Genomic DNA, 13,798 nt, shown 5'->3' with positions numbered 1-13,798 from the left:
CCCCCTATCGTGCGAGCCATGACGACCCCGCGCCCCGACACCACCCTCACGGCAGACGAAGCCCGCCGCATCGCCCTACGCGCGCAGGGCTTCCTCGGCACTCCCGACAGCAAGGCCGGCGTGCGCGGCGTCCTCCGTCATCTCGGCGCGGTCCAGCTCGACACCATCTCGGTCCTGGCCCGCTCCCACGAGCTGATCCCCTACGCCCGCCTCGGAGCGGTGGGCCGCAGAACGGTCGAGAACGCGTACTGGGAACCCGGGGCCGCCGGCACGCCCGCCGTACGACCGCACGCCTTCGAGTACTGGTCCCACGCCGCCTGCATCCTCCCCATCGAGGAGTGGCCCCACTTCGCCTTCCGCCGCCGTGCCTACCGGGCGCGCCCGCACTGGAACCACACGCTCCCGGACGGCACGTACGACCAGGTCGTCAAACAGCTCCGCGCCGAAGGGCCGCTCACCGCGACCGAGTTGGGCGGCGCGAAGAAGACCAGCGAGTGGTGGGACTGGTCCGGTACCAAGGTCGCCGTCGAGCGCGCGCTGATGTACGGCGAGGTGGTCTGCGTGGAGCGCCGCGGCTGGAAGCGCGTCTACGACCTCGCCGAACGCGCCGTACCCGCCGACCTGCTGCACGACGAGCTCGACGACACCGAGTGCCTGCGCCGCCTCGTCCGCCTGGCCGGCCAGTCCCTCGGCGTGGGCACGCGCGCGGACATCGCCGACTACCACCGTCTCAAGGGCGAGCAGGTCGACACCGTGATCGCCGACTCCGGCCTGGTCCCCGTCACGGTCGAGGGCTGGGGCAAGCCCGCCTGGGCCGACCCGGCGGCTCTGGAAACGCCCCCGCGCGGCCGCCACCGCACCACGCTCCTGTCGCCGTTCGACTCCCTGATCTGGGAGCGGGCGCGCACCGAGCGGATCTTCGGCTTCACCCACCGCCTGGAGGCCTACGTCCCCAAGCCGAAGCGGATCCACGGCTACTTCGCGATGCCGGTCCTGGCCGGCGGCCGGCTCGTCGGCCGCGTGGATCCGGCCCGAGAGGGCCGCACCCTGATCGCCAGGCAGGTCACCCTGGACGGCCCGAAGGCGGTTCCGGCGGTGGCCCAAGCCCTGCTCGAGGCTGCGACCTGGGTGGACTGCACGGACGTACGCGTGGAGCGCGTGGACGCCCCGGAACTGCGCGAGCCCCTCGCCAGGGAACTCACCCGCGCACTGGGCTGACCCGGCCGGGCCCGCTCACCGGATCACCGACTCGCCGACTCACCGGATCTCGAGGATCTTCTCCCGCATCGCGTACACGACCGCCTCCATCCTGGAGTGCAGCTGAAGCTTCTCCAGGATGTTGCGCACATGGTTCTTCACGGTGTTCTCGGAGATGAACAACTCCTTGGCGATGTCACGGTTGTTCATCCCCGTGGCGACCAGCTTGAGCACCTCCAGCTCCCGGTCCGTCAGCCGCGGCGCGGGAACGAGGCGACGCTCGTCGGTCCGCTGGATCATCGACTTGAACTCGGTGAGCAGCTTGGACGCCATGGAGGGGCTGATCTGCGACTGCCCGTCGGCGACCGCGCGGATCGCGGTGGCGACCTCGTCCGTGGAGATCTCCTTGAGGAGATAGCCGGTCGCGCCGGCCTTGATCGCCTCGTAGAGGTCGGCTTCCTCGTCGCTGATCGTCAGCATGATGATCTTCGCGCTGGGAGCCACCTCCTTGATGGAGGTGCACGCCTCGATACCGCCGCGCTTGGGCATCCGTACGTCCATCAGCACGATGTCCGGCAGCAGGTCGGCCGCCTTGTCCACGGCCTCGGCGCCGTCGCCCGCCTCGCCGACGACCTGGATGTCCTCCTCGGCCGCGAGCACGATCTCCAGTCCGCGGCGGAACAGGGCGTGGTCGTCCACGACAAGGACTCTGATCGGCTCCTTGCGTGAGGTGCCCCCGTCCGGGCCCATGCCGACGACGCCGTCGTCGGCATCGTCGTCCCGCATCGGTCCGAAGCTGTCCGCCATCGTTCCTCCCCCTGAAGGTTGTGGCCGTGGTCCTGTGCCGTCGTCAACCCAAGGCAGCGGCCCACCGGTTGAGCCGCCCTGGCCATGATTCCATGCCCGGACGACAACGCGGTGACAGAGCGGTGGGCGAAGGGGTCGCACACGGGTGCCCCTGGGGGCGCACACAGCGCTCCAGGGGCACACCGCTCAGCTGTCAGCGGGCAGCGTCAGCCACCCAACGCACCGCCCGCGTCGGGCGAGTGCGCCTGGGCCACCATCGGGTCGGTGTCGAGGTAGATCACGCCGTAGTCGTAGGCGTGACGCCGGTAGACGACGCTGGGCTGCTTGGTCTCGGAGTCGACGAACAGATAGAAGTCGTGTCCGACCAGTTCCATCTCGTAGAGGGCCTGGTCGAGAGTCATCGGTGCGGCGACGTGGGTCTTCTCGCGCACCACGAGGGGGCCGTCGCCCTGCACCTCCAGCGAACCGATGCGCTTCGTCGGCACGCTGTCCGACTCGTCGGCGGGGACGGGACGGCCGTTGCCGTTGAGCGTCGCCACGCCCGGGACGTAGTCGGAAACCTCCGCCGCGGGGATCCTGCGGGCACCGCGGCGCGTGTAACGCTTGTCGTGCTGCTTGCGCAGCTGGGCATCCAGCTTCTCCGCCGCCAGGTCGAGTGCCGCGTACGCGTCGCTGGCCGCCGCCTCCGCCCGGATCACAGGACCGCGGGAGCGGAGCGTGATCTCCACTCGATCGCACCGGTCCGCCTGTCGCGGGTTGGGCTCCTTGGACACCTCCACGTCGAGGCTGATCACCTTGCCGTCGAGCTTCTGGATCTTCTCCAGGTTCAGCTTGTCGGCCACGTGCTTGCGGAACCGCTCGGGCACCTCGGTCTTGCGGCCCTTGACGACGATGTCCACGCAGAACTCCGTTCCCGGATCGCTCCGCTTCGATGCGGAGCGTCTCCCTTTTGCACCAGGCTCCGGTGAGCACCGGAACCTCGGACTTGGTGACTTCCACCTCCTCCTCCCCCATGGGCGAGATCTACACCCCAGGTGCTGCGGAAGATTACGAAAACCGCAGCACGGCATTCGGATTTGGGAGGTGTGGCCTGCGGCTTTCCCTCACAACCGAACATATCTCGCCCGGACGGATGTCGTCACCCTCTACTGCGGCGTACCTCCGTTCAGGCGAATTGGCCCTCTCATTACCTGCAACGACGCAACTTCTCGCTCAGTTCCGGTTTATTTCGAAAGAGTCCGGCGACGCGGCGACCACGGCCGCACAGAGCACGTCACCGGCACCGTCCACGCCGTCCGGCGGTCCCACCGACACCCCGTCCACGTCTGCCTCCTCAGCACCCGACAGCTTCTTACTGTCTTCCCGAGTGATACCCACGTACCCGGCCGTCGCCCCTTCACCACACAACGCACCCTTCGCCTCCTCCTCACACCGCCCACTCTCCCCCCGTCCCGCCCACTCCGCCTCCGCCACCGCAGCCGTGGCCACCCGGACCGCCCGCACCGCGCGCGCGGCCTCCGCCAGCGAGGCGCCCGTCGTCACCACGTCGTCGACGAGAACCACCGGTCCGCCGCACAGCACCCGCGCGCCCCCGGGCACCACCGTCAGCGCGCCCACCAGGTTGTCCAGCCGCTGACGGGAGCCGAGCCCCGACTGGTCTGCCACCGCCCGCCGCTGCCGCAACACCGCGGCCACCCGCGCCGGCACCCCGGCCCGCCGCAACTCACCGGCCGCCGCCAACGCGATCCGCCGCGCCGGATCATGCCCACGTGCCCGCACCGCGGCCCGGGTGGAGGGGACGGGGACGAGAAGGAGGTCTCCGGGGGGCTGGGGGCCCTCCCCCTCCCCCCACCCCACCTCCCCCCTCCCCGCCATCCCCGCCCGCACAGCCCCCGCCAGCGCCGCGCCCAGCGGTCGCGCCAGTGCCAGCGCGCCGCGTTCCTTGTGGGCCAGCAGTGCCGCCCGCACCTCGTCCGCGTACCGGGCCGCCGCGTGCACGGCGGGCAGCCCGGGCGGTTCCGGCACCGGACGGACCCGGAACGGCGCGGCCTCGCTCAGCGCCGCACGGCACCGTGGGCAGAGCACCGTACGCGCACTTCCGCAGCCTCCGCACTCGGCGGGCAGTACCAGGCCGGCGAGTTCCTGCCACCACCTGCGAGCGACTTCCACGTCCCCTACTGTGCCGACGCGGGAAGCGGCCCGCCACCCCTGTGGAAAACCACTCTGAGCACCCTGTGGAAAACTCTCGGGAAGGCAGGCCCGAGGCACCCGAGGACGATCCGGACAGCGAAAAAAGAGCAGCCGAAAAGCAGCCCTTGAGGAACCCGGGCCCAAAAGAAGCAGGAAGTCCGGGAAGTTCTCCCTCGCCCCCCGGCCCACTCCAACCCCCGAGTTACCGCCGAACCGCCCCGAAACCCGAAGCCCCCGCCTCACACCCGACCATCGGACCCCGAACGCCGCACAGCGCACCCGCGGGCCCGCACCCCGCACATCTCCCCCCGCACCCCGGGGCCCGGCCCCGGCCCCCGACCGCCGAGGCAAAGGATCACCCGGGGTAGAACGTGACCGAAGCGGTCTCCTTCAGCGTCCGCCAGCCGCTGCCGCCGGGCAGCCACAGCAGCCCGTCCTTGGAGGTCGCGAAGAGCGGGATCTCGCTGTCCTCGGAGGCGGCGATGCTCGTGACCTCCGTGAGGCCGGGGAGTGTTCCCGCCTCGGGGACCGAGCCGTCGCACTGCATGTACTGCACCTGCTGCACGCCGCCGGCCTCGCGCCCCACGACCACGAGCCGACCGTCCCCGGCCCACGACACGGCCGTGACCTGTTCCAACTCCGGTGTCGCGGAGCGCAGTTCCTGGAGCGACACGGACGGCTGCTCGCCGTCGCCCGGGCCTCGTTCGATGCGCCCGATGAGCAGGGACTGCTTGCCGCCCTTGTCGACGATGAGCGCGATCCGCACCCCGTCGGCGGCCACCCGTACGGCGTTGATACGGCCGTCGAGTCCCGGGGTGAGCACCTCCAGGGGCTGGCCTCCGCCCTTCTCCAGCAGGAGCAGCCGAGGCGCGGCGGGGTCGCGGTCGGCGACCCACAGGTCGCCCTGGGCGTCCCAGCTGGGGGTGGTGAGCCGGTCGGCCTCCGTCTTGCCCTTGCTCTGGAGTACGGGGTCGCCGATGGAGTTGCCGGAGACGGTGGAGGTGACGTACAGCGTCTTGCCGTCGAGGGCGACTCCGGCGGCGCTGTGTTCGTCGCGGGCCACGGCCACCGACCGCAGTGCCTTGGCGCCCTCGCCGAGCGCTCCCGGCACGGGCTCGGCCTTGGTGTTGCCGCTGCCGCTCGTCATCCGTTCGAGGCGGTGCTGGCCGTCGATGAAGTAGAGGTAGCCGGGGTTGGTGTCGGAGCCGCGTGCGGCGACGGCCCCGGCCCGGTCCTCGCTGAGGGAGCACAGCTGGGTGCCGCCGGAGCGCAGCGCGATCTCTTCGATGGCGGGGGTCAGGCTGCGGAGGGAGAACAGGAGCTGGGCCGCCATCTCGTCGCACTTGCCCTGCCCGATGTGGGCGGCCTTGTCGTTGAGCGGCACGGTGAGCTTGTTCTGGTCGTCGAGGGTCAGCGCGGTGACGCTTTTGGGGAGCGCGGTCCCGGTGGGGAAGCTGGATCTGACGACGGGGCGGAGCCAGCTGGTGGGGCCGGTGAGCACGGAGCGCACCATCTGCGTCATCGGGTCGACGCGTTCGCGGACGTAGACGGGGTCGGCGACCGCCATGGGCTGCCGGGAGCCGTCGGCCGTCGTGTTGGAGGCGAAGTAGTACTTGTTGACGGACACGTAGTTGCGCTGGAAGTCCGACTTGCCCATGACGACGCCCTGGGGGAGGGCGTCGATGCGCCACTGCCCGCTCTTCCGGTCGCGGCCGAGGTGGACCACCTGGCCGTAGTCGCCCGAGGCGGGCGCGTACGACTGCTGTGCGTCGACGGTGGCGACCCGTGTGCCGGTCAGGGTGTACGAGTAGTCGTCGCCGTCGTCCCTGCTCCCGGTGGGCCCGGCATCGGTCGCCGGCCCGTCCGTGAGGACCGTCGTGGACCGTTCGGGCTCCCATTTCTGGGCGGCCTTCTCGGTCAGGTACTGGCGTGCCGTCGCGTAGCCCGGGTCGTCGCTGGTGAGCGCTTCGAGGAAGCCCTGGACGATCTCCAGGGGCTGTGCGTCGTCCCGGGGCGGCATCGCGAACACCCGCACCTGGGTGTCCTGGCGGGGCGTGGACTCGACGCCGCGCAGATCGCCGCTGTCGGGCATCGAGGCGCACCCGGTCAGCAGGACGGCGCCAACGGCGCCACAGGTGGCGTAGGCCACCGCCGCGCGCCCCGGCGTGCGCCGGGCTCCCCCCTCGCGCCACTCAGCGCCCACGAAATGCCTCCCCTTGCTCGTTCGCGCCCTTCGTCCCGGCGCTCTGCCGGTCCGAGGTCCCCCTCAGTGCCGTCTCGCGCGTGTCACCCGTACCACCGGCATCACCCGCATCACGCGTGCGGGCCGCGTCGGCAGCGTCGGTCGGGTCACCGGTTCCGGCCGCGTCCCCCGCGCCGGCCGTCCCCGCCTGCTCCGGACCCTCCCGGTGTACTTCGCCGGCTGTCCCGCGAGTCCCGCCGGTCCCACTTGTGCCGCCCGTGCTCGGGGAGGGGCGGGGCACCACGCGCGCGCCGTTGCCGGGCAACGCCGTCGGGTCCGCCGTGGCGGCCGTGGTGGCCGTCCGGGGCGTGAGCGAACCGCGTGCCGCCGACAGCTGCTCGCCGGTGGGCTGTACCGGCACCGTCGCGCTCTTCTGGCCGCCGCCGCGCGGCAGACCGGCGTGGTCGAGGTCTCCCCGGTTGCGGCGGGAGTCCTTGGGCTCGAGCGGTATCGGCGAACCCCGCAGCGGTTCGTCGGCGGTCCTGGGCAGCGTCAGCCGGAACTGCGAGCCGCCGCCCGGCTCTCCCCAGGCCTGTAGCCAGCCGCCGTGCAGCCGCGCGTCCTCCAGGGCGATGGACAGCCCCAGACCGGTGCCGCCGGTGGTACGCGCGCGTGCCGGGTCGGCGCGCCAGAACCGGCTGAAGACGCGGGTGGCCTCGCCGGGCTTGAGACCGACGCCGTAGTCGCGCACGGCGATCGCGACGGCCCCGCCCGCGGAGGCCAGCTTGACGATGACGTCCTTGCCCTCACCGTGTTCCACGGCGTTGACCACGAGGTTCCGCAGCACCCGCTCCACGCGCCGGGCGTCGGCCTCGGCGACGACGGGCTGCTGGTCGCCGATGACGCGTACGGTCGTCCCCTTGCGGTCGGCGAGTGGCGCGGCGCCGCTGACGACCCGCCGGACGACCTCCCTGAGGTCTATGGGCTCGGCTTCGAGGGCGGCGGCGCCGGCGTCGAAGCGGCTGATCTCCAGCAGGTCCGCGAGCAGCGTCTCGAACCGGTCGAGCTGATCGGCGAGCAGTTCGGCGGACCGCGCGGTGATGGGGTCGAAGTCGACCCGGGCGTCGTGGATGACGTCGGCGGCCATGCGTACGGTCGTCAGCGGCGTCCGCAGTTCGTGCGAGACGTCGGACACGAATCGTCGCTGCATCCGCGACAGGTCCTCCAGTTGCTGGATCTTCGACTGGAGGTTCTGGGCCATCTTGTTGAAGGCCTCGCCGAGGCGGGCGATGTCGTCCTCGCCGGTGACCTTCATCCGTTCCTGGAGCCGTCCGGCGGAGAGCCGCTCGGCGATCCCCGCGGCCATCCGCACCGGCGTGACGACCTGCCGCACCACGAGCCAGGCGATGGCCCCGAGGAGGACGACGACGAACAGCCCGGCGGTCGCGAGCGTCCCCTTGACGAGGCTCAGCGACTTCTCCTCCTGCGTGAGCGGGAAGAGGTAGTACAGCTCGTACGGGTCGCCGTTGGGGTCGTCGACCTGCTTGCCGATGACCAGGGCCGGCTGGGAGTCCTTGTCGCTGAGGTAGATGATGCGGGAGTAGCTCTGGGCCGCGCCGGTGCTGCTGTTGACCTGCTCGCGCAGCTTCTCCGGGACGCTCTTGTCGGGGTCGACGAAGCCGGAGGCGCGCGGCCCGCGGGCGACTCCGCTGACGTCGCCCGGCGGCAGGGTGACCACGTCGAAGGCGCCCTGGCCACCGCTGGACAGCGACAGTACGAGCTCGCTCATCCATTCGATGACGTTCTGCGAGGCGCCGCCGTCGGCCGGCGTCCCGTCGTCGGCGGCGGCGCCGGCGGCCTCGTCGGCCTTCTGCTTGGCCACGGCGAATCCGCCGGTGGCCTGGCTCTGGGACGCCTTCACCTTGGCGTCCAGCAGTCCGTTGCGCACCTGCCCGATGACGACGAAGCCCAGCAGCAGGACGACGCCCAGCGACATGAGCAGTGTCGTGGCGACGACCTTGAGCTGGATGTTGCGGCGCCACAGCCGCATGACGGGCAGCAGCGGGCGGCGCACCCAGCGCAGCAGCAGCCTCAGGACGGGGCTGCCCTGCACCCCGCCCTGCAACAGGCCCCCTTCGAGGAGGCGTGTGAAGCGCGAACCCGGCGTCCTACGGCCGACAGGCCGCTCCGGACGGGCCCCGGAGCGACCGGGGGCCGAAGCGGCACTGTCTCCGGACATGTCAGCTCGGTCCTGCCTTGTACCCGACGCCACGGACGGTCACCACGATCTCCGGTCGCTCCGGGTCCTTCTCGACCTTGGAGCGCAGCCGCTGTACGTGCACGTTCACCAGACGGGTGTCGGCGGCGTGCCGGTAGCCCCACACCTGCTCCAGGAGCACCTCGCGGGTGAACACCTGCCAGGGCTTGCGTGCCAGCGCGACCAGCAGGTCGAACTCCAGCGGGGTCAGCGCGATCGACTGCCCTTCCCGCTTCACGGAGTGACCGGCCACGTCGATGACCAGGTCGCCTATGGTCAGCTGTTCCGGCGCCGGCTCCTCGGACCTCCGCAGCCTGGCCCGGATCCGGGCGACCAGCTCCTTCGGCTTGAACGGCTTCACGATGTAGTCGTCGGCGCCGGACTCCAGTCCGACGACGACGTCGACGGTGTCGCTCTTCGCCGTGAGCATCACGATCGGCACGCCGGATTCCGCCCTGATCAGGCGGCACACCTCGATGCCGTCCCGGCCGGGCAGCATCAGGTCCAGCAGCACCAGGTCGGGTTTCGCCTCACGAAAAGCGGCCAGCGCCTTGTCACCGTCGGCGACGAAAGACGGCTCGAAACCTTCACCACGCAGCACAATGCCGAGCATCTCGGCCAGTGCGGTGTCGTCGTCGACGACAAGGACTCGTCCCTTCATAAACGACATCATCCCATTCTCATAACAGTGAAGGTGGCGCAGGTGAGAAGGCTCACCGGCCAGTGACGATAGTCGTACGGGGCGGTCACTGTCTGCCCCGGTCCGTCGGCGCCGATGTCAGCAGCGATGTCAGCCCGCTTCCGCACGGTCGCCCGCCGCTCACCGGTCGGATTCCGCCGTCGACGAACGTGACCGTCCTGGCACTCTCCGTCACCGTGAGCCACTGCCGAAGAACGTCGCAGCGAGCCGGCCGCGACACCGCCGCCCGCGCTGCTCCAGGTCCAGTGTGGGGACAGGTCGGGTGAAGCTCGACCTGAACCGGTGCCCTGAGGCCCCACCTCGCAAAAGCGGTGGGCTCGCCGGCCTTCGAGTCCGTACGATCCGCTCGGCCATAAGTCGTTCAGCGGCCCAGGACGTCGCACTCGGGTTCGCCCCGATGCGGAAACCCCGGTTCGAATCCGGGCTTTGGCCACCCTCGCGCCTCCACCCCCTTCCGGGGTCGCGCCCCCTCACCTCGACTCACCACCCGCACCCGCACCCGCACCCGCCGGTCGGACGGGGCCGTGGCTGTCTGGCTGCCCCGTCCACCGCCCCCGGCGCTGCCGGTACCGCCGGTACGGCGGGTGCCACCTGCGCCGACACTGGCCCCGGCGGGAAACTCGGTGCGGCGCGACACCGTCCAGTGGTGTGATGCGCCGCATGAGTGACCCGCTGCGCGACCGCATCGAGCGGTACTACGCCACCGTGCCCCTTGCGTTCGCCGACGCCGAGGACTTCGGCCCCCTGCGCCTCTTCGTACGGAAGGAACCCGGCGCTCCGTACTACGGCGGCCCGAACCACGCCCAGCCCACCGGCACGGCCCCCGTGGGCTCCGCCGACATCGACCGCGTACGTGCCCGGCAGCGGGGCCTCGGCGTGCCGGAGGCGTTCGAATGGCTGGCCGGGTCGGCACCCGCGCTGCGGGCCCGGATCGAGGAGGCCGGCCTCTCGGTGCTGCGACGCCCGCTGATGGTGCTGCCGCCCTCTCACCCGCTGCCTCCGCAGCCCCTGCCGGATGGCGTGACACTGCGCGCGCTGACCGAGGACGACCCCGCCCTGCCCGCGGCGCTCGCCCTCCCGCAACTGGCCTTCGCCAAGGAGCCCCTGCCCCTCTCCGGGGAGCCGGGCCCCGCCGCGGGCCCCTCGGACCGTGCGGCGCTGTCGGGCCTGGCCGAGGCGCTGACGGAGGACGGCACGGTGGCCGCGGTCCGTCCCACGATCCGCGCCGGACACAAGACCCTCGTCGCCGCCCTCGCCCCGGACGGCACCCCGCTGGCCACCGGCCACTACCACCCGGCGAACGCCACCACGGAGATCGGCGGCATCGGCACCCTGCCCTCCGCCCGCCGCCAGGGCCTGGCCGCCGCCGTGACGGCGGCCCTGGTCGCCCACGCCCGCGCCCACGGCGTCGAGACGATCTTTCTCGCCTACGCGGAGGAGACCGTCGCCCGCATCTACGCCCGCCTCGGCTTCCGCCCTACGGGCACGACCCTCCTGATCGCCGGCCAACCCGCCCGCTCGTAGGTCCGAGCCCCGGTGCCCTCGGCCGCCTGACGAGGATCGGCGGTCGACCGACGGGCGCTCAGCAGGCCAACAGCAGGCGCCCGATGGGCGATCAGCCACCGTCGGCGGCCGTTCGGTCGGTGGGTCAACGGCCGACAACCGACCCGGATCAGAGGCCGATCCGGGTCGAGTCCGAGCCGACCCGGGCCCATCGGGGGCCCATCAGGGGGCCGATCCGGGCCAGGTCCGGGGCTCATCAGGGGCCCATCAGGGCCCGATCAGGGTGCTGCCACCCCATCGGGTGCTGCCGCCCCATCCCCTCCCCCGCGCGCCCTGCCGCACAGCTCGGCAAGCGCACCGGCCGTCACCGGCGACACCACGCCCTCCTCCGTGACGATCGCCGTCACCAGCTCGGGCGGCGTCACGTCGAACGCGGGGTTGTACGCCTGGGTCCCCAGGGGCGCCACCGGGATCCCGCCGCCCGCTCCCGTCACCGGCGCCTGGGCCGCCATGGCCTCCGTCACCTCGAACCCGGGCCGCTGCTCCACCTCGATGGACGCCCCGTCCGGCGTCTCCAGGTCCACCGTCGTCACCGGCGCGACCACGATGAACGGCACATGGTGGTAGCGCGCCAGCACCGCGAGCGGATAGCTCCCCACCTTGTTCGCCACCGACCCGTCGGCCGCGATGCGATCCGCCCCGATCAGCACCGCGTCCACGTCTCCGGCGGCGAACAGCGAACCCGCCGCGTTGTCCGTCAGCAAGGTGTATGCCATGCCGTTGCGGGCCGCTTCGTACGCCGTGAGGCGGGCGCCCTGGAGCAGTGGACGCGTCTCGTCCACCCACAGCCGGCGAAGCCGACCGACCCGGTGCGCCGCGAGTGCCACCGCGAACGCCGTGCCCTCCCCGCCCGACACCAGCGCACCGGTGTTGCAGTGCGTGAGGACCCGGTGCTGGCCGCCCGGCATCAGCTCGTCGAGGAGCGCCAGCCCGTGCCCGGCCATCCGGACACTGGCCTCGGCATCTTCCTCGTGGAGCTGTCGCGCGGCCGCCAACGCCGCCAGCGCGCCCTGCGCCGGGTCGCCGCCCTCGGCGAGCTGCGCCCGGTATGCGGCCCGGGCCCGGCGCACACCGACCGACAGGTTCACCGCGGTCGGGCGGGCGCCCGCCAGGGCGTTCGCGGCGTCGTCCACGTCGAAGCCGCGCGCGGCGGCGAGCGCGACACCGTACGCCCCGGCGATCCCGAGCAGCGGCGCCCCGCGCACGGCCAGCGAACGGATCGCCTCGACCAGCGCGGACGCGTCCGTACACACCAGCTCGACTTCCTCGGCCGGCAGTCTCGTCTGGTCGAGAAGGACCACCACGGGCCCTTCCGGCGGCTCCTCCCATCGGATCGCGGGTATGTCGGCCGGCCGCTTGTCCTCGCCGGATTGCGCGTACTGATCAGCCATGCCGTCAGTCTGCCCCGGATCCGGCGGACAATTGAAGGTGTGCAGCCCATACCGCGACCGGTCAACCGATGCGTACCCCATGGCACGATGGCTCCCAACCTGCCGCCGCGACCGCGGACGGGCACCGTGAAGGAGCGACGATGAAAGACACTCCGGGCTGGGCGTCGCCCGGATCCGCCCCGTCCGACGGACAGGAGCCCGGCGCGTCCCACCCCGCCGAGCCCGCGGACCGTCCCGCCGGCACGCAGCCCACGGACCAGCCCGGCGCGAACCCGCGGAGCCCCGGCACGAAGTGGTCGGAGGAACAGCCGCCGCCCGGCGCCGGCCAGTGGTCCGCGCCCTCCGGCTCCCCGAACCGGGGCGGTGCGGCGGGCCAGACCCCGCCGCCCCCACCGCCGCCGCCCGGCCCGGGCTGGGGCTCCTACCCGCCCGCCGGCCCCGGCGGCACCTACCGCGGCCCCACGAACCCCGGACCAGGTGGTTACGGCGGCTGGGGCGCGGGCTGGGGCGGCCCCCCGCCCGCGGCGAAGCCCGGCGTGATCCCGCTGCGCCCGCTCGCCGTGGGCGAGATCCTCGACGGAGCCGTCGCCACGATGCGCACCTACTGGCGCACGGTCCTGGGCATCTCGCTGACCGTCGCCGTCGTCACCCAGGTCTTCGTCGTCCTGTTGCAGGGCCTCGTCCTGGACGCATCCACGGACACGACCGCGCTCGGCGACCCCAGCGCCACCGCCGACGAGCAGCTCGGCGCCATGGGCGACGCGCTGCGCGCCTCCGGCCCCGTCCTCCTCATCACCCTCATCGGCACCATCACGGCGACCGCCCTGCTCACCGCCGTCACCAGCCGGGCGGTGCTCGGCAAACCGGTCACCCTCGGCGAGGCCTGGCGCGACGCCCGCCCCCAGGTGCTCAAACTGTTCGGCCTGATCTTCCTGCTGATGCTGATCGCCGCCGCCACGGTCCTCGTCTGCCTGCTGCCGGGCATCCTCGTGAGCGCCGCCGGAAACTCCGACGCCGGTGCGGCACTCAAGGCCTTCGGCATCCTTGCCTCGATCGTCGTGGTGCTGGGGCTGCTGATCCGCCTCTCCCTCGCCTCGCCCGCGCTGATGCTGGAGAAGCAGAGCATCAAGAAGGCGCTCGGCCGTTCCGCGAAGCTCACCCGCGGCTCCTGGTGGCGCGTCTTCGGCATCCAGCTGCTCGCCCTGATCATCGCGAACATCGTCGCGATGATCGTCGTCGTCCCGTTCGCCGTCCTCGGCAGTGCCCTGAGCGACGGGGGCATCAGCGGCATGGTCGACGCGAGCAACGACTACGGCTGGACCTACCTGATCGTGGCCGGCATCGGTTCGGTCCTCGGCTCCATGATCACCTTCCCGATCTCGGCGGGAGTCACCGTGCTCCTCTACGTCGACCAGCGCATCCGCCGCGAAGCCCTCGACCTCGACCTGGCCCGCGCCGCGGGCCTCCAGGGCTACGGCGCCTCCGCTCCCGGCACGACCCCGCGGAGTTGA

Annotated in this window: 10 protein-coding genes and 1 tRNA gene; 4 read left to right on the top strand and 7 right to left on the bottom strand. The window is 72.0% G+C overall.

Going from position 1 to position 13,798, the window contains the following annotated elements; all coding sequences use genetic code 11:
• Positions 1-18: 18 nt before the first annotated feature.
• On the top strand, positions 19-1,218 hold the full coding sequence (locus tag OG440_RS22565) for a winged helix-turn-helix domain-containing protein (protein WP_406008604.1): 1,200 nt from the start codon (positions 19-21) through the stop codon (positions 1,216-1,218).
• A gap of 39 nt (positions 1,219-1,257) precedes the next feature.
• Here OG440_RS22565 and OG440_RS22560 read toward each other — a convergent pair whose 3' ends face one another.
• The 6 genes from OG440_RS22560 to mtrA form a co-directional block, all read right to left on the bottom strand.
• Entirely contained in the window at positions 1,258-2,004 is a 747-nt protein-coding gene (locus OG440_RS22560) for a response regulator transcription factor (protein ID WP_020133042.1), read from the bottom strand.
• A 206-nt stretch (positions 2,005-2,210) separates the two neighbouring features.
• Entirely contained in the window at positions 2,211-2,903 is a 693-nt protein-coding gene (gene hpf, locus OG440_RS22555) for a ribosome hibernation-promoting factor, HPF/YfiA family (RefSeq protein WP_406008603.1), read from the bottom strand.
• A gap of 313 nt (positions 2,904-3,216) precedes the next feature.
• Complete coding sequence (locus OG440_RS22550) at positions 3,217-4,173, bottom strand: ComF family protein (protein WP_406008602.1); 957 nt, start codon at positions 4,171-4,173, stop codon at positions 3,217-3,219.
• 376 nt (positions 4,174-4,549) lie between these two features.
• Positions 4,550-6,397, bottom strand: coding sequence for an LpqB family beta-propeller domain-containing protein (locus tag OG440_RS22545; protein WP_406008601.1), 1,848 nt, complete (start codon positions 6,395-6,397; stop codon positions 4,550-4,552).
• Complete coding sequence (mtrB, locus tag OG440_RS22540) at positions 6,387-8,615, bottom strand: MtrAB system histidine kinase MtrB (protein ID WP_406008600.1); 2,229 nt, start codon at positions 8,613-8,615, stop codon at positions 6,387-6,389. The genes OG440_RS22545 and mtrB overlap by 11 nt, the downstream gene beginning before the upstream one ends.
• Position 8,616: 1 nt before the next feature.
• The gene (gene mtrA, locus OG440_RS22535) at positions 8,617-9,306 is read right to left on the bottom strand and encodes a two-component system response regulator MtrA (RefSeq protein ID WP_187282414.1); all 690 of its coding nucleotides are present in this window, start codon (positions 9,304-9,306) and stop codon (positions 8,617-8,619) included.
• Positions 9,307-9,681: 375 nt separating this feature from the next.
• On the opposite strand from mtrA, the gene OG440_RS22530 reads away from it, so the two are divergent.
• Both OG440_RS22530 and OG440_RS22525 read left to right on the top strand, forming a co-directional pair.
• Positions 9,682-9,766, top strand: a tRNA-OTHER gene (locus OG440_RS22530).
• A 218-nt stretch (positions 9,767-9,984) separates the two neighbouring features.
• Positions 9,985-10,857 carry a GNAT family N-acetyltransferase gene (locus OG440_RS22525; protein ID WP_406008599.1) on the top strand — a complete coding sequence of 291 codons (873 nt, stop codon included), beginning with the start codon at positions 9,985-9,987 and terminating at the stop codon, positions 10,855-10,857.
• Positions 10,858-11,114: 257 nt separating this feature from the next.
• Here the strand turns inward: OG440_RS22525 and mtnA are convergent, their stop codons facing one another.
• Positions 11,115-12,287, bottom strand: coding sequence for an S-methyl-5-thioribose-1-phosphate isomerase (mtnA, locus tag OG440_RS22520; RefSeq protein WP_406008598.1), 1,173 nt, complete (start codon positions 12,285-12,287; stop codon positions 11,115-11,117).
• A gap of 140 nt (positions 12,288-12,427) precedes the next feature.
• Here mtnA and OG440_RS22515 point away from each other — a divergent pair, with 140 nt between their 5' ends.
• Positions 12,428-13,798 (top strand): glycerophosphoryl diester phosphodiesterase membrane domain-containing protein, encoded by a 1,371-nt coding sequence (locus OG440_RS22515; RefSeq protein ID WP_406008597.1) that lies wholly within the window; start codon positions 12,428-12,430, stop codon positions 13,796-13,798.

It is taken from the genome of Streptomyces sp. NBC_00637 (genome assembly GCF_045161545.1).
Lineage (GTDB): Bacteria > Actinomycetota > Actinomycetes > Streptomycetales > Streptomycetaceae > Streptomyces.
This window is presented reverse-complemented; position numbering and strand designations above follow the sequence as displayed.